We start from the raw sequence: 15,948 nt of genomic DNA on the forward strand, positions 1-15,948 counted from the left end.
GATTTTCTAGAAAAATTAGATTTAATAATCAAAGTTAGCAATAAAATTTAGATGCAATATTGATATAAAGGCGTTAAAGGGGCTTTTACAAGGCGCTTAAGATTATTGTCATTTTGAAGGAGATGACAAATTATAGAAAACCAATGATAATTAATGAGCAATAGCCTTTTTTATACGTTTTAGTTGTTTGATGTGATGAAGGGTATGGACTTCAATAAATCGGAGCCATTGCAGGGCATTTAGGAGCTTTAGACGTGGATGTTCAACTTTTTGATTGGGATCTGCTGACTGTATCTGCTCCTGAGTTTCGGCCAATTTGGTTTTAAATTTAACTAGCAAATCTTCAGCCTCTTTTTTAGTGATTTTTTTTGCCAAGGCTGCAATTCTTTTGGGTGCTTTGATTTTTCCCGGTGGGAAGGTCCCAAAAAATAAGATAAGTCGCGCAGCCCAAAAAATCGGCTTTCTACTTATAATTCCCTTGCCTTCAATACAGGTTTGAATGGCGGTAAGTGATAATAAGCCAGAAGAAAAAATATGCGAATATGTTTCGGAGTACGACCAACTTTCATCTTCCGGATTTTTTTGAAAAACCTCTTCAGAGATCTCTTCAAGAAGATTTTCATATACAACTACTGCGTTCAGCAAAGATTGGTAGCTTCGTTCAAGACTCATAAAAATTCGGTTAAGTCGCTCAGACATTTAATTTGATGTCCCACATCTTCTGGCGCTTCTTTGCCTTCGGGATTAAAATAAATTGCTTTCATCCCAAAATTTTGAGCCCCTCTAATGTCTGCTTCAATGCTATCTCCTATCATCATACTTTCAGAGACATGGGCATCAGCAAGACTCAATGCATGTTCGAAAATAGCTTTATCTGGCTTGTTTATCCCAACAACTTCCGAAATAATTACATTATCGAAGTAAATTCCTAATCCATTATTATGTATTTTCATCTCCGTAGATTCTTTAAATCCATTGGAAATCACATGCATGCTATACTTATTTTTAAGATAAGATAAGGTTTCGTGAGTCTTGGGAAAGAGATTGGTTTTTGTGGGACAAATATTTACGTAATCATCCTCAAATTGACGCGGAATATGTTCTGGGGAGATTCCTAAATCGATAAATGTTTTAGAAAATCGTGTCTCACGAAGTACTTGTTTCGTAATTTTACCAAGGTGATAATCTGCCCAAAGCTGATGATTATTTTGGGTATAGGTCTCAATAAATTGATTGGCAGAGTGTAGCCCTAAGTCATGAAGTTTATAGGTGTGATAAAGTTCATGCAGGGTTTCTTCTGCATTTTTATCAAAATCCCAAATGGTATGATCGAGGTCGAAAAAAAGGTGCTTGTAGCGCATCAAAATAAATATATCTTCAAAAATACGCTAATATTAGGCTAAGCATTAAAATAAATTGAATTTAAATTATTCTTTCACGCCATAGGCTAAATCGCCAGCATCGCCCAAGCCTGGTACGATATAAGATTTGGTGGTTAACTCCTCATCTAAGGCGCCAATCCATAATTTTGCTTGAGGAAGATGTGCTTTTATATGCTCCAGGCCCACTCTACTTGCAATAATACCCACAATATGAAGCTCCTTAATCTTATATTTTTGCAATAATTCTTTGCAACATAAAACCATGCTTTCGCCAGTGGCTATCATCGGATCGGCCATAATCACGATTTTATCATTTAAGGAGGGTGTAGAAATATATTCGATCTCAATGATAAACTCATTGCCCTTAGTGGTTTTACGATAGGCCGCGATAAATGCAGAGTCGGCCTTATCAAAATAATTGAGCATACCTTGGTGCAATGGTAAACCAGCTCTAAGTATTGTAGCTAATACCGGTTGCTCTTTTAAAATATCAATGGGGGCAGTCCCGAGACTAGTCTCAAACTCTGTTTCGACAAAATTCATGCCTTTGCTGATCTCAAAAGCAAATATTTCGCCCAAGCGCTCCATATTTCTTCGGAAACGCATACTGTCTTGTTGAATCTCCGAATCACGTAATTCTGCAATAAAATGATTCGCAATGGATGGGCTGTCGCTGAGTATAAATGCCATGCTTAAATTTACGAAATATTTATTCTTGAAGCTAATTTGAGGCCTATAAAAAATAATTATTATGCTAGCATAGTAATCATCCTTTGGTGTTGTCACCGTAGCACCAACTTATACTGTATACTATCTCCACCCTGTGGTCGGTGTTATCAACCTATCAGCTAATATCTCCCGCAGATATCGCAGAATTCCGCAAATTGTTTCTGCGCTCATCCGCGTTAATCTGCGGGAGCATTTTTTTGTGCGTGTAGCAGATTTATATTCTGATTTGATGGGAGATAATTTTATCTCTCGCAGATTCAAGGGGATTTTACCAGACATGATCTCGCAAAGGTGCAGAGACACAAAATTTCCTCTGGTCGGTGTTGTCACCGTACCAGTCGATAGCGGTATAATTTCTCACTAATTAAGTTATTATCACGTTTCCATCATTCTAAAAATCACTATCGTAACGTAGAGAAGGTGGTACGGTGACAACACCGACCACAGGAGCAAACTCACTATCTTAATGTAAATATAGGTGGTACGGTGACAACACCGACCACAGGGAACACACCGAATAATAAAAGCTGGTACAGTGACAACACCGACTAGAGGACAATCTTACTAAACCTGTCCATAATACTCGCTACATCTTTCTTATCTTTGTAATATCCAATGGAATTTAAACTCACATCCGAATATAAACCTACAGGCGATCAGCCGGAAGCAATCAGACAGCTGGTTGGGGGAATAAATAATGGCGACCATTATCAAACTTTATTGGGTGTAACTGGCTCAGGAAAAACCTTTACTATTGCCAATGTGGTGCAAGAAACTCAAAAACCAATTCTTGTACTTAGCCACAATAAAACGCTTGCTGCGCAACTCTATGGGGAATTTAAGCAGTTTTTTCCTGACAATGCAGTAAATTATTTCGTTTCCTATTACGATTATTACCAACCAGAAGCTTATATCGCTTCCTCAAATACATACATTGAAAAGGATCTTCAAATCAATGAAGAAATCGAAAAACTTCGCCTCCGTACTACCTCTGCACTCATGTCGGGACGAAGAGATATCATCGTAGTTTCATCCATATCTTGCATTTATGGTATGGGAAATCCTGAAGATTTCGCCAATTCGGTTTTTCGCTTCGCAGTGGGTACAAAAGTGAGTAGAAATGCCTTTTTACACCGTTTAGTAGAAATTTTATACTCGCGAACTACCACCGATTTTCGCCGTGGAACATTCCGAGTAAAGGGCGATACCGTAGATATTTATCCGGCTTACATGGATTTTGCCTATCGCGTTTCTTTCTTTGGGGATGATATCGAAGAGCTAAGTACCATCGATCCCGCCTCTGGGAAAACCATCGAAAAAATGACACACGTAGCCGTCTTTCCAGCCAATTTATTTGTAACGCCAAAAGAACGTTTTACAGAATCTATCTGGTCTATTCAGGAAGAACTGGAAAGCAGAAAGCAGCAATTTATTAATGAAAAACGCTTTTTAGAGGCCAAGCGACTAGAAGAAAGGGTAAATTATGATTTAGAGATGATTCGAGAGCTGGGATATTGTAGCGGAATCGAGAATTATTCGCGCTTTTTTGATGGAAGAACTCCAGGAATGCGCCCTTTCTGCCTTCTGGATTATTTCCCAAAGGATTATCTCATGGTAATTGATGAAAGCCATGTTACCGTTCCGCAAATACGGGCTATGTATGGTGGCGACCGATCTAGAAAGCTTTCTTTAGTTGATTACGGATTCCGATTACCTGCCGCATTAGACAATAGACCGTTGAATTTCAATGAGTTTGAATCACTTGCCCCACAAACAATTTATGTGAGTGCTACGCCAGGCGATTACGAAATGGAACGTACAGAGGGTGTTTTTGTGGAACAGGTTATTCGTCCCACCGGACTTTTAGACCCCATTATTGAGATTAGACCCGTTGGTAATCAGGTAGATGACCTGCTTGATGAAATCGACAAAACAGTTAAAATGGGGGATCGCATTTTGGTGACAACCCTCACTAAACGCATGTCGGAAGAGCTCACAAAATATATGGATCGCCTTGGAATAAAGGTGAGATACATTCATTCCGAAGTAAAAACATTGGAACGTGTAGAAATTCTCAGAGACCTACGATTGGGTGTTTTTGATGTTTTAATTGGAATAAACCTTCTCCGTGAGGGATTAGATTTGCCGGAAGTATCACTAGTTGCCATCCTAGATGCCGATAAGGAAGGCTTCCTTCGCTCTGAGCGCGCTTTAATTCAAACCATTGGTAGGGCTGCTAGGAATGATCGTGGCCGTGTGATTATGTATGCCGATAAAATTACAGATAGCATGCGGGTTACCATAGATGAAACCAACCGCAGACGCGAGAAACAAATGGCCTACAATGTGGAGCATGGTATTACGCCTCGTACGGTAGGTAAATCGCGCGAATCAATCATTGAACAGACCTCGGTAATGGATTTTAAAGGTGGTGTTCAAAAAGCTTATGTTGAAAAGGAAATGACGGATAATTTAGCCGCAGACCCAATTGTTCAATACATGACCAAGCCAGAACTTCAAAAATCAATTGATAAAACTAAAAAGGAAATGAGCTTAGCAGCAAAGGAAATGGACTTCCTCATGGCAGCTAAATTGAGAGATGAAATGTATGCACTAGAACGAATTATGGGGGAACGTTTTCCATGATAATTGTGAAATTATATTCAATATATTGATAATCAATAATTTAAATAAATGAACGGTCAGAATAGAAAAGATATTTTTCCGGGATTAGAGGTTGATATCATCCTAAAAAAAGATCAACGTAGCGGCAAGAAAACAAGGGGAATTGTTCAAAGTATCCTGACAAGCGCAACCTTTCATTCTCGTGGGATAAAAGTTAGGCTAGAGGATGGTCAGGTAGGTCGCGTAATTTCTATCGAAGAAGAAATTTGACCAATAATTGTAACATTTAATGCGCTGAAAGGCTAATCAAAAATTTATCTCTTATCTTTGCATTATATAATTTTTTAACATGGGATTATTAAAATTTCTATTTATTACCATCTGTATTTTATGGCTAATCAAAATGATTGTGCGCTTGCTTTTACCCATATTATTTCAGAATATCATCAAAAAAGCACAAAATCAAGCCAGTCAAAGGTATCAAGAACAAAATCCTAGTCCCGATGGTCGCATCAGGGTAGATTATATGCCTCCAAAAGCTAAGTCGAAGGTAGAAGATGCTGGCGATTTTGTAGACTACGAAGAAATTAAAACCCCCTGATCTCTAAAAATTTCTTATTTCTAAAAAATATTGACGATAAAAAGCTTGTTTTTAAGCTTAATTTCGCAGAAATCAATAATTTCCATAGATTTATTTTCACAAAGCTCAATTACAAGCATTGCAGGTTTGAGCTTTTTTCTATTTTTGACATTCAACTAATTTATGCAGAATGAATAACTGGTTTAAAAACAATGGTGTACATCTAGCCATTATAGGAATATTTATCGCGCTATGCTTTGTGTATTTCAGTCCCGCCTTACAAGGTAAATCCTTATATCAAAGTGACGTCCTCATGGCCAAGGGCATGCAAAAAGAGATCATGGATTATAAAGCAAAGGATGGGAAAGGTCCGCTCTGGACTAATTCGATGTTTGGAGGTATGCCAGCTTACCAAATCTGGGTTCAGTATCCAAATAACGTAACAACTTATGTTATTTCGTTTTTTAAGACCGTTTTCCCGAATCCTATTGATACTGTTCTTTTATACCTTTTAGGCGCTTATTTATTATTCTGCGTGCTCAGAATTAATCCATGGCTAGCTGCTGCTGGTGCTATAGCATTTGCATTTTCATCCTATAATTTTCAAATTATTGATGCAGGTCATAGCAATAAAGCCATGGCTATCGCATTTTTCCCACCAATTTTAGCGGGTATCATCCTCACTTTTAGAAAAAAATACCTCTTGGGGGCTGTTTTAACTGCTCTGTTTTTAGCAGTTGAAATTAGAACAAATCATATTCAGATGACTTATTATTTGTTCATCGCCCTACTAATTTATGTGGGAATTGAATTGTATCATGCCCTAAAAAATAAAGAAACTAAGGATTTTATTAAATCATTTAGCTACCTATTAGTAGCATCTTTGCTTGCTGTAGCTGTAAATGCGGGCATGCTATGGACAACCTACGAATACAGCACAGAAACCATCCGTGGCAAATCAAATTTAACAAGCGATAAGGCGGCACCAAGCAATGGATTAGATCGAGATTATGCCTATCAGTGGAGTCAAGGTGTAGGTGAGAGCCTTACATTTTTAGCTCCAAATATTTATGGTGGTGCTTCGGGTGCAAACCTTGATGAAAAATCGGAAGTAGCAAAAGTTTTATCTTCAAAAGGTATTCCAGCAGAGCAAATTGTACCCGCTATTCAGCAATTATCTTCCGTAGGGTTAAGCACCTATTGGGGCGATAAACAATTTACTTCTGGTCCTTGGTATTTTGGAGCAAGTATCTGTTTCCTTTTTATTCTAGGACTTTTCATCGTAAAAAACAGAATTAAGTGGTGGATTTTAAGTGCGAGCATTTTATGTCTTTTACTTTCTTTTGGAAGACATTTACCATTTCTTTCAGATTTATTCTTTAACTACTTCCCACTCTACAATAAATTTAGAGCTGTTGAGTCGATTTTGGTAATTGTTGCCTTCTTAGTCCCAGTTTTAGCGATTTTAGCTGTAAAAGAGGCTAGCACTCAAAACGAGACTCCACAGAAATTACAGAAAAGCTTGGTTTATAGTCTAGCAATTAGCGGTGGTATCTTGCTAATTTTGATGGTATTACCTGATGCATTTCTAAGCTTCAAATCTCAAAATGATGGATTTTTCACCGAGCGCTTAATGCAGATAACCAATGGCGATAAGGGCTTTGCCGATGCTATCACAAATGCTTTAGTTCAGGATAGAATTAGCTTAGCAAGAGCAGACGCTTTCCGTTCGTTGATATTTGTTTTGTTAGGTGCGGGACTAATCTGGATGCTTATCAAGAAAAAATTGAATCCACAGATTGTATTTGTTGCTTTGGCGGCAATCGTTTTATTCGACCTCTGGAATATCGATAAACGCTACTTAAATAATGAGAAATTTGTTGATGAAAATGTATTAGCGCAGCAAACACAAGCTAGAGATGTGGATCAACTGATTATGAGAGATCAATCTTATTACAGAGTATTTGATCTTACCCAAGGAAATCCATTCTCAAACTCAATTCCTTCTTACTTCCACAAGAATATTGGCGGTTACCATGCAGCTAAATTAAAGCGTTTTCAAGAGGTATTAGACAAACAGTTTAATGGAGCAATCAATGAGGATGTTCTAGACATGCTAAATACCAAGTACTTAATCACTACCAATCAGAGTGGAGATAAACAAACCATGATTAATCGCTCAACTGCAGCAGGACACGCTTGGTTTGTACAGCAAGTAGAATACGTAAAAAATGCAGATGAAGAAATGATAGCAATCAGCAGCTTCGACCCTAAAAAGGTGATGGTTGTAGATGAGAAATTTAAGCCGCTTATTGATGCAAAGAAAACTGGTTTTGATGCTAATGGCTTCATTAGATTAACAAATTATCACCCTGATCACATGACTTATGAATATTCAATCGGTCGTGATGCTTTAGCAGTATTCTCAGAAATTTGGTACGATAAAGGCTGGAATGCTTATGTAGATGGAGAAAAGATAGCTCATTTCCGTGCAGATTATATTTTACGTGCTGCGCAATTGCCAAGTGGTAATCATAAGCTAGAATTTAAGTTTGAACCTACATCCTACTATACCGGAGAAATCATTTCTTTAATCGCTTCAATACTTTTAGTGCTTTCATTAGGTTATGCGATATTTTTGGAAGTGAAGAGAAAAGAGGAAGTAAAAGCTTAATTAATTTATTCTGTCGTGGCGGGGGTTCACCCCCGCCCATGTCAAGCATAGACACGCCTAGTCATTCGTACGCCTATGCCTCAAATAATAGAAAACCAAATTAAAGGCAATAACCAAATGGTTAAAAATAGTAGGAATTAAGCCGTAATGCTTCACAAAAATCGAGAAACGCTCTACCAAACTCTGTCGGTGTTTCTTCTTTGACATGCCCCCAACAAGATATTTAGCAACAACAGCCTTCACATTAACAATTTTCTTTGCCCTTTTCGCTGCTTTCAATATCCAATCGATGTCAGAACTCAGTTTATAAGTTAAATCGTAAGGCTCAGTGAGGGATTTACGGATGTAAATAGCCTGGTGACTAATACTCATCCCATATTTAAAATCATTCCAAGTAAAAGCTTCAGGCGCTTTATGCCTCCTCTGACCTAAGCTTTGCCAAGCATCATCAAACATTTCTGTCTCACCGTAATAAATATCAGCATCGTCACCACTAGCAAATATTCTTTCAACCGTATTTGAAGCATAAATCTCATCTCCCGAATTCATAAACAAAACATAATCACCTGTAGCCAAGGCCAAACCTTTGTTCATGGCATCATAAATACCTTTATCCTTTTCAGAAACAAGCTTAGAAATACGAGATTCATATTGCCTCAAGATATCAATGGTACCATCATTCGAGGCACCATCAATCACCAAATATTCAATATTTGAATAGCTTTGATTGAGCACTGAAAGCACCGTGCGCTCAATGTCGCGAACATTATTATAAACTATCGTAATTACGCTTAACTTAGGCTTAAACATGCTTATCTAACAAAGATTTATATAATTCAATGTGCTTTTGGGCAATAATTTGCTCCGAAAAATGCGCTTCAACTGTTTGTCGGGCATGAACATTCAATTCAGGCCTATTCGCCTCCTTATAAAGCCAGAAAATGCCTGCTGCCAAATCAGGCGAAGATTTATATTCGGCCAAATAACCATTGTATTTATGGCTTACCATATCGGGAATACCACCGGTAGTAAATGCAATAACAGGAGTACCGCATGCGAGACTTTCCATGACCGTATTAGGTAAATTATCCTCCAAAGAAGGTGCTAAAAAGGCATCAGCTGCACTGTAACATAAGGCCAATTGTTCATCATCAGAGATTGTCCCAAGAAAGGTGGCTTGGATTGGGAATGCAGGTACATTCTTTTCATCTCGATTCCCAAAAACAATCAATTCAATAGAATCAGGTGAGATTTTATGATTATTTATAAAAAGTTCAATCGCCTCCTTCAAATAAGTTGTGCCTTTATGTAAATCCTTACGGGATGGCATAAAACCACTCATTAAAAGAAATTTATCGGGATTTAATCCTAATTTTTTACGGGCCTCCAATTTCTCGCTTGGCTTAAACACAGCAGTATCGAGCGTATTAGGAATATTCACAAGATCTGCCGAAGCCAATAGACTACTCTTTTTAACCGATTCGGCCATCCACTTACTAGGGGCAATAATGTTTAAATTTAACTTACTATAAGCCTTCAACTTCCTTTTCCAGATACGATGTGAGCTGTCATCTACCCCTGAATATTTTAAAACAGGGCAATCACCACATTCTTTCATAAAATGATCGCAATCGTATCGCACATGACAACCACCGGTAAAGGCATTACTGTCGTGGAAAGTCCACACAATGGGCTTATTTAAATTAGCTAATCGCGCAATATCCTCCGGACGCAAAAAAGCATGATTTATCCAATGTAGGTGTATAATATCTGCCGATTTCAATAATTTATTTCCAGAAATATCCTTTCCCCAAATAGGGAATGAAAAAGGAATGGGTACATTTTTACTGAACAATTTGGCAGTCATTCGTTCCAAAATAATTCCAGCCGCAGAAAACCACTTCGAGAAAAATCCTTTAGACAGATTTTCTACCTCGGGGTTATCCCTAAATAAAAAATTTACAGCTAATACAGACTCCACGCCCTCAGCTTTTAAAGCCTTGTTTAGTCGCATGCAAGCCCTACCTGCACCCCCGTTTCCAGCGTATGTATTTAAATGAATGATTTTCACTACCCAAAAATACAATTCATAATGCTAATTGTCAGAATAATCGGAACTCAAACATATTTCCCGACTAAATTTATGTGCATGTCTAATCTTTTTGTTTTCTTTGTTATCACATGGAGAATCAATTAACCGACCGTACATTCTGGACTAGCTATTGGGAATCAAAGCCCGATCTAGCTATTTCTATAGATAAAAACTATCTTTTTCATCAATATTTGGAAGAAGTCGTTTTTAGAGATAAAAGCAAAACTGCCATAGAATTAGGTGGTTTTCCAGGTTATTACTCCATTTTCCTAAAAAAATACTTAAAGGTTGAAAGCACCTTATTCGACTATTTTATTCATCCTGGGATCCTAAAAAATGTTCTAGAGAAAAATAATTTAAAAGAACATGACATCAAGCTTATTGAAGCCGATTTATTTCAATTTAAAGCAACAGAAAAATACGATTTGGTGCTTTCTTGCGGATTAATCGAACATTTTAAGGATACCAAAGATATCATTGCTAGACACTTGGATTTTTTAAATCCAGATGGAACCCTTTTTATTACTTTACCAAATTTTAGAGGGGTAAATGGCTGGGTTCAAAAAACCTTCGATCGAGAAAATTATGACAAACACCACATCGAATGTATGGATCCAAACTTGCTGAAGAAATTCATGGAAGAATTAGGCTTAAATGTTATAAAATCCTCATACATAGGAAAATACAGCGTATGGCTTGAAAATAAAGATCAAAAATCTATCCTCACAAAAGCCTTCATAAAATCCATTTGGTATATCGGAAAAGTATTCACTAAAATATTCCCATTTGAATCGAGAGGTTTATCGCCCTACATTCTTTTAGAGGCTAAAAGGAAGCATTAAATTCCCTTAATTTTCTCTTTAGCAAAGCGAATTATTCTTTGCCAGAAGCTTCCCTTACGGTTTTTGAGGAAATTTTTGATGGATTGATATACCAAAACATTTTCTTCGATTTTTTCAGGAAAAGTTTTTATTGCTTGCGGATTTATAATCACATGGTAAATATCATTCATACCCGAATGAATACCCGTACCATCATGCCCAATATTATTAATGAGCGATTTGGATGGATTTAAGGTGAGTCCACCCCTTAAAAATATAGATGCATACCACCGAATTGCCCATGAATTATTCTTACCACTTTTGAATTCTTGAATTTGCTTCCAAAAGTTCATGGTGCCCTCAATAGAAAATTGATGTTTCTTTTCTTGATCAAAGCGGCTAATTATCAAATCAATATCATGCTCAAAATGCTTCCATGCGCGATCCCAAGTTGCCCAACCCCAACTCGTAGCCGCACGATAAAAGAAGGTATCAGGTAAATTTTCTTCCTTCAAAGGATACATATAAGCACCAATATGCATCACCGTATCTTCATTCTGATAACGATTTAGAGCATCGTTAAAATATTGCAAGGTGTACATGGAGCTAATCAAATCATCTTCAAATACAATGATCTTACCATACTCTTTTACCAAGCGACTCACACCATCAATAATCGAATTGGCAAGTCCCATATTAGATTTACGCTCAATAATTTCAACATGCTTAAAACCATCAACCTGGCGAATAAAATCCCTTACTTCAGCTACAAGTGATTGATTAGTAGTGTCTTTAGCCGCATCAGAAAAAATATAAAGCCTTGATTCTTCAGCCATTAAATTTTGCTGCAAAAACTTAATCGTACGCCGAGTATGTTCCGGACGATTATAAACGAAAAGTGCTATTGGAGCAAAATTTTGCATGGTTATTGTTATGGCTCGTGAATGTTAGCCGTTTAATAATACGTAAACCTGTAATTTTAGTTTGGGTAGCTCTCTAACAACAATCGTCCAGATTAACTCATCTGAAATATTGTCATAGCTATGTATGATTCGATTTCGAGTGCCGATAATATTTTTTGCCTCGTCAATTGGAAAACTATTATCAATTTTTAATATTCTATTAACAGCTTCACCGATGATTTCAAGATTCCTCTCAACAGCTTTTTTAGTTTTCAAGTCGCTTTTGTAAGTATAAAAATCTTGTTCTTTCCCTACAAATTCAAAAATTTCATCAATGCTTTGCTGAATGTCTAATAACCAGGATTTAATTTTAATATCCATAGATTTTAACCTTGTTATCTTCCAACTCTTGTCTGAAAATAGGGTTTTTAATCGCTCTTTCTTCAAGCAAATCAACTTGTCGCTTAAGCAAAATTTCTAGTTTAGACTTTAGATTAAAATAAAGGTCAGTATATCTAAATGGGTCTTTTTCCTCAAAATCTACAACTAGGTCTATATCGGATAGTTCATTAAAATCATCACGTGTTACGGAACCAAAAGCATAAAGTGATTTAACTTTGTTTTCTTCACAAAGCTCTTTAATTTGCTCAATTTTAGATTCCTCAATCTTCATAATCAAATATAGCTAAAAAGCTTAATTTAAATTCATAATAAACAAATCAAAGCCGCAAACTATTCGTCTGAATCAAAACTCTTTTAATATTCTTTTATCAAGCGGTAAAAAAGTGGATTTCCTTTTATATTTAATCTGGTTATCAATTATCTTCTTCAATCTCTTCAAATTCTCTTAACACTTTTATAGATTCTTCACTAACTATTTGAGATTCAGCAACTAGCTTTTCCGTAATAATTCCTCTCCTTGGCAACTGATTACAACAATCTAATTCTTCTGAATTAAATGAATTTTGTGGCTTATTAGTCATCTTGAAAAATTATTATTTTATTATATATACAATTACTAGTTTAAATTTTTAGAAAATTGATTTATCATATAAAATCAAATAACAAATTTACTGATTCAACTCCACCTCCGTAAAAGCCTTCTCTCTCCCCTTATATTTCCCACGTATTTCACTAACCGATTCTTTCGTAACCTTATCCGCCTTATTCGACCAAGAGTTTCTAATATAATTAGCTACTTGTGCGATATCTTCATCCGAAAAACTAGTGTTGGACGCAATACCGGGCATTTCACCGCTAATTTCTGGCGACTTATACACTTTATCTCCAATTTTTATTGGTCCGGCTAAGCCATAAAGTATAACTTTTATTAATCTGCTTTTATCCCCTGTAACCCAATCCGACTTATTTAAAGGAGGTGCCAAGCCATTAATACCATTACCATCAGCACCATGGCATGTTTGACAGATTGAACGAAACAGAGACGAGCCTTTGGGATATTCCTTAGCAACATCAACCGTAGATTCACTTTTCTTGGATAGGTCATCAATTACTTTTTTCAAACGCTTGCTAATTACGGTACTTGTATCTGCAGCAAGCTCTTTTTGAAATTCGGCTTCCTTTTTGGCCAAATTGCTAATCACCGCATCGGCCGTAAAACTATTATTAGGATATTTTTTAGCTAAATCTATTAAAAGCTGTCTTGCATCTAAGGGATCATATTTAGCAATAAATGCATTTAAAAATCCAATATAAGGTGCAGATAAGGCATCATTTTGGACAAGCATTGATCTGAAAACAGCCAAAAATTCCTTGTAATACTCTTTGTTGATTACTGACGGGACTAAGCCCAAGGCCTGCATGCGAATTGCCCAATCGCTATGTTTAAGCAAAGCAATGACATCCTCTTTTTTGAGAAGAGCAAGTCCTTCTAGCGCCCAAAAAGAGTGGATTAAAGCAAGAGGATTTTCACTAGATTTAATCAAATCTCTAAGTGGCTTTTCAAATTGCTTATTTTTTGAATCCACAATTAATTGTTGAGCTTTATTTCTAAGCCAGCCATTTGAGCTTTCAAATTGCTGAACCAAGCGCTTATCATCAATATATTTAACTGATTTAGAGCGCTTTAATTCCTTCGGGACTATTTTATAAATACGACCGAAATTCAGCGGATTAGATAAATCCCTTGCCTTAATTTGTCTTTTAAGGTAAGGCGTTAAGTAGGTCTTATGCTGAATAATTCCGCGATACATATCTACGATATAAAGGGCACCATCAGGACCAAGACTCAAGTTTACTGGTCTGAATCTTTCATCTGTACTTGCTAAAAATTCACGATCTGAATAGGCTAGTTTCCCATTTACAACATAACCGGAATTCGATAAAATATTGCGTTTTATGAGGTTTCCTGCAGGTTCTGCAACAAATGCATTGCCGTAATATGAATCTCCAAATAGTTTAGAATTGAAAATTACTGGTCCGCAGGCAGCAGTAAAATTTAGCAATTTAAGGCTATCATCTAAAATACCCTCCATGTAAGCCCTATTCACACCTGGCGTCTGACGGATTGGAAAAACACGGTTGTTTTTAATGATACTTTCTGAAAAACCTGCCAATCGCGGTTGATTTTCATTGGTAGCACCTAATCCCGGGTTAAAATAATCGCCTTGAAGATTTTCTGAATTATTATTATAAAAAAGTCGTCCATAATCATCTTGCGAAATGCCCCATTGCCCTCTAAAATGTGTCCTTTCAATGAGCCATTTCCCATTATGCTTACGATAACGCTTTCCTGATTTTGCACTGTAAATCCAATTATCTAATGCTCTTAACAAACCATTAGGCTGATGTTCTACATTTCCGCCTTCGGCATACTTAGCATCAACCAAAACTTTAGACACTGGTTTATCATTTGAAATTTCATAGAACCATAAGTTTGGTGATTCTGCAACCAAAATACCATTCTCATAGAAACTGAAGGCACGAGGTAAAACGAGAGAGTCGAGAAAAACCTTTCTATCATCCATCCTGCCATCGCCATTTTTATCGCTTAAAATCACGATTTTACCAGTCGGTAAATCCTCACCTGTACCCAAGGTATCAGGCATATAATTTTCCATTTCAACAACCCAGATGCGGCCCTTCTCATCAAAAAGCATGGCAACAGGTGAACTTAAAAGAGGCTCATCAGCAACAATTTCAATTTTAAAGCCATCTTCCAAGATCATTCTTTTAATTGATTCTTCCGCAGAAAGTACCGGCGATTTTAAAAACTCATCCTTAAGCCCAACAGTATCAAAAGAAGAATTACTAAAAGACAGATCATTGATCCTCCCTACAGAAATTAAATGAAGAAAAAAAACGATTAGTAATGGAATTGAAAAAAGTATGGCCTTCATAGCGATATAGCTTTATTCCTTTATTTTAAAATTTGCATGAAAATTTAAAAAAATAATCATTTAGAAACCATTAATTAAATACCCAAGCAATTAGAACCTTTATAAAATACCGATGTTGATTTAAGATAAAATAGTCCCGGTGAAATTCCGCTAAATGAAAGCTCCTTAAAGCCATTGTTTTTAAAGAATTTGATTGCTTCAGCATAATGTTCACGCTCTGAATCGTCTAAAACCACCACTCCTCTATCGCTCAAAGCAGATAAAGATTCGAGGCAACAATTTACACGATCACGGCCATCCACAATAATAATATCAAATTTCTCATCCATGCTAGCGGGCATTTTGCTGTATTTTCCAGCCTTCTCTAACTCACAAAATATCATTTCTGAATTTGCCGCTTTGGAAGATGATATTTTAGCAAACCAGTCCTCATCATGCTCCACAGAGACCACTTTCTTAGCACGCTTTGCATAGTACAATGTTGAATTTCCAGAACCAAATTCAAAAACAGAATGATCTTTTTGAATACGATCTGAAATAAAGTCTATGAAGGAATAAGTAACCCATGGAATAGGTTCGCCATCAGCACCTATGGCCGATTTGGTTTCAAAAGCTTTAAACCAACCAATTTGGGATAAATAGCCCTTAATACCGAAAGAAAGCAAGGTTTTTATTCTTGCGGGATTTAATAAACTAGTATAAGATTCCGTTCTTTTCAACGTTTTATAATTTTTTGAATGAGTGAAATTAAAAATAATGATTTCAGCATTATTATTCCCTGATT

The 15,948-nt window shown here is 36.6% G+C and carries 16 protein-coding genes; 5 read left to right on the forward strand and 11 right to left on the reverse strand.

The genetic code is table 11. The annotated features are described in order from the left end of the window. Window positions 1-150: 150 nt before the first annotated feature. From ACIQ0D_RS03350 to upp, 3 genes are all read right to left on the reverse strand, one after another. Window positions 151-672: a DinB family protein gene (locus tag ACIQ0D_RS03350; RefSeq protein WP_395803085.1), complete on the reverse strand. Its 522-nt coding sequence runs from the start codon at window positions 670-672 to the stop codon at window positions 151-153. Then, window positions 669-1,361: a YjjG family noncanonical pyrimidine nucleotidase gene (locus ACIQ0D_RS03355; protein WP_395803087.1), complete on the reverse strand. Its 693-nt coding sequence runs from the start codon at window positions 1,359-1,361 to the stop codon at window positions 669-671. The genes ACIQ0D_RS03350 and ACIQ0D_RS03355 overlap by 4 nt, the downstream gene beginning before the upstream one ends. A 66-nt stretch (window positions 1,362-1,427) precedes the next feature. Beyond that, a complete protein-coding gene (gene upp, locus ACIQ0D_RS03360) occupies window positions 1,428-2,072 on the reverse strand; it encodes a uracil phosphoribosyltransferase (protein WP_395803089.1) in 645 nt (214 codons plus the stop codon). Window positions 2,073-2,726: 654 nt separating this feature from the next. Between upp and uvrB the strand changes: the two genes are divergently transcribed. From uvrB to ACIQ0D_RS03380, 4 genes are all read left to right on the forward strand, one after another. Continuing rightward, complete coding sequence (uvrB, locus tag ACIQ0D_RS03365; RefSeq protein WP_395803091.1) at window positions 2,727-4,757, forward strand: excinuclease ABC subunit UvrB; 2,031 nt, start codon at window positions 2,727-2,729, stop codon at window positions 4,755-4,757. A gap of 48 nt (window positions 4,758-4,805) precedes the next feature. Further along, window positions 4,806-5,006 (forward strand): YwbE family protein, encoded by a 201-nt coding sequence (locus ACIQ0D_RS03370; RefSeq protein ID WP_395803093.1) that lies wholly within the window; start codon window positions 4,806-4,808, stop codon window positions 5,004-5,006. A 79-nt stretch (window positions 5,007-5,085) separates the two neighbouring features. Continuing rightward, on the forward strand, window positions 5,086-5,337 hold the full coding sequence (locus ACIQ0D_RS03375) for a DUF4834 domain-containing protein (RefSeq protein ID WP_395803095.1): 252 nt from the start codon (window positions 5,086-5,088) through the stop codon (window positions 5,335-5,337). A gap of 169 nt (window positions 5,338-5,506) precedes the next feature. Then, complete coding sequence (locus ACIQ0D_RS03380; protein ID WP_395803097.1) at window positions 5,507-7,990, forward strand: YfhO family protein; 2,484 nt, start codon at window positions 5,507-5,509, stop codon at window positions 7,988-7,990. A 57-nt stretch (window positions 7,991-8,047) separates the two neighbouring features. Here the strand turns inward: ACIQ0D_RS03380 and ACIQ0D_RS03385 are convergent, their stop codons facing one another. Together ACIQ0D_RS03385 and ACIQ0D_RS03390 are read right to left on the reverse strand one after the other, a co-directional pair. After that, window positions 8,048-8,800, reverse strand: coding sequence for a glycosyltransferase family 2 protein (locus ACIQ0D_RS03385; protein WP_395803099.1), 753 nt, complete (start codon window positions 8,798-8,800; stop codon window positions 8,048-8,050). Further along, the gene (locus ACIQ0D_RS03390) at window positions 8,793-10,061 is read right to left on the reverse strand and encodes a glycosyltransferase (protein ID WP_395803101.1); all 1,269 of its coding nucleotides are present in this window, start codon (window positions 10,059-10,061) and stop codon (window positions 8,793-8,795) included. Before ACIQ0D_RS03390 ends, ACIQ0D_RS03385 begins: the two co-directional genes overlap by 8 nt. Before the next feature lie 110 nt (window positions 10,062-10,171). Here ACIQ0D_RS03390 and ACIQ0D_RS03395 point away from each other — a divergent pair, with 110 nt between their 5' ends. Further along, a complete protein-coding gene (locus tag ACIQ0D_RS03395) occupies window positions 10,172-10,924 on the forward strand; it encodes a class I SAM-dependent methyltransferase (RefSeq protein WP_395803103.1) in 753 nt (250 codons plus the stop codon). On the opposite strand, the gene ACIQ0D_RS03400 is transcribed toward ACIQ0D_RS03395, so the two are convergent. The 6 genes from ACIQ0D_RS03400 to ACIQ0D_RS03425 all read right to left on the reverse strand — a co-directional run. Next, entirely contained in the window at window positions 10,921-11,826 is a 906-nt protein-coding gene (locus tag ACIQ0D_RS03400) for a sugar transferase (RefSeq protein WP_395803105.1), read from the reverse strand. The genes ACIQ0D_RS03395 and ACIQ0D_RS03400 overlap by 4 nt on opposite strands. A gap of 24 nt (window positions 11,827-11,850) precedes the next feature. Then, window positions 11,851-12,186 (reverse strand): DUF86 domain-containing protein, encoded by a 336-nt coding sequence (locus ACIQ0D_RS03405; protein ID WP_395803107.1) that lies wholly within the window; start codon window positions 12,184-12,186, stop codon window positions 11,851-11,853. Then, window positions 12,176-12,478 (reverse strand): nucleotidyltransferase family protein, encoded by a 303-nt coding sequence (locus ACIQ0D_RS03410; RefSeq protein WP_395803108.1) that lies wholly within the window; start codon window positions 12,476-12,478, stop codon window positions 12,176-12,178. Before ACIQ0D_RS03410 ends, ACIQ0D_RS03405 begins: the two co-directional genes overlap by 11 nt. Before the next feature lie 142 nt (window positions 12,479-12,620). Beyond that, the gene (locus ACIQ0D_RS03415) at window positions 12,621-12,788 is read right to left on the reverse strand and encodes a hypothetical protein (RefSeq protein WP_395803110.1); all 168 of its coding nucleotides are present in this window, start codon (window positions 12,786-12,788) and stop codon (window positions 12,621-12,623) included. 87 nt (window positions 12,789-12,875) lie between these two features. Then, on the reverse strand, window positions 12,876-15,164 hold the full coding sequence (locus ACIQ0D_RS03420; protein ID WP_395803111.1) for a c-type cytochrome: 2,289 nt from the start codon (window positions 15,162-15,164) through the stop codon (window positions 12,876-12,878). Window positions 15,165-15,238: 74 nt separating this feature from the next. After that, on the reverse strand, window positions 15,239-15,948 hold a 710-nt coding region (locus ACIQ0D_RS03425), incomplete at its 5' end, for a hypothetical protein (RefSeq protein ID WP_395803113.1).

Source organism: Daejeonella sp. (assembly GCF_044342615.1).
Taxonomy (GTDB): Bacteria; Bacteroidota; Bacteroidia; order Sphingobacteriales; family Sphingobacteriaceae; genus Daejeonella.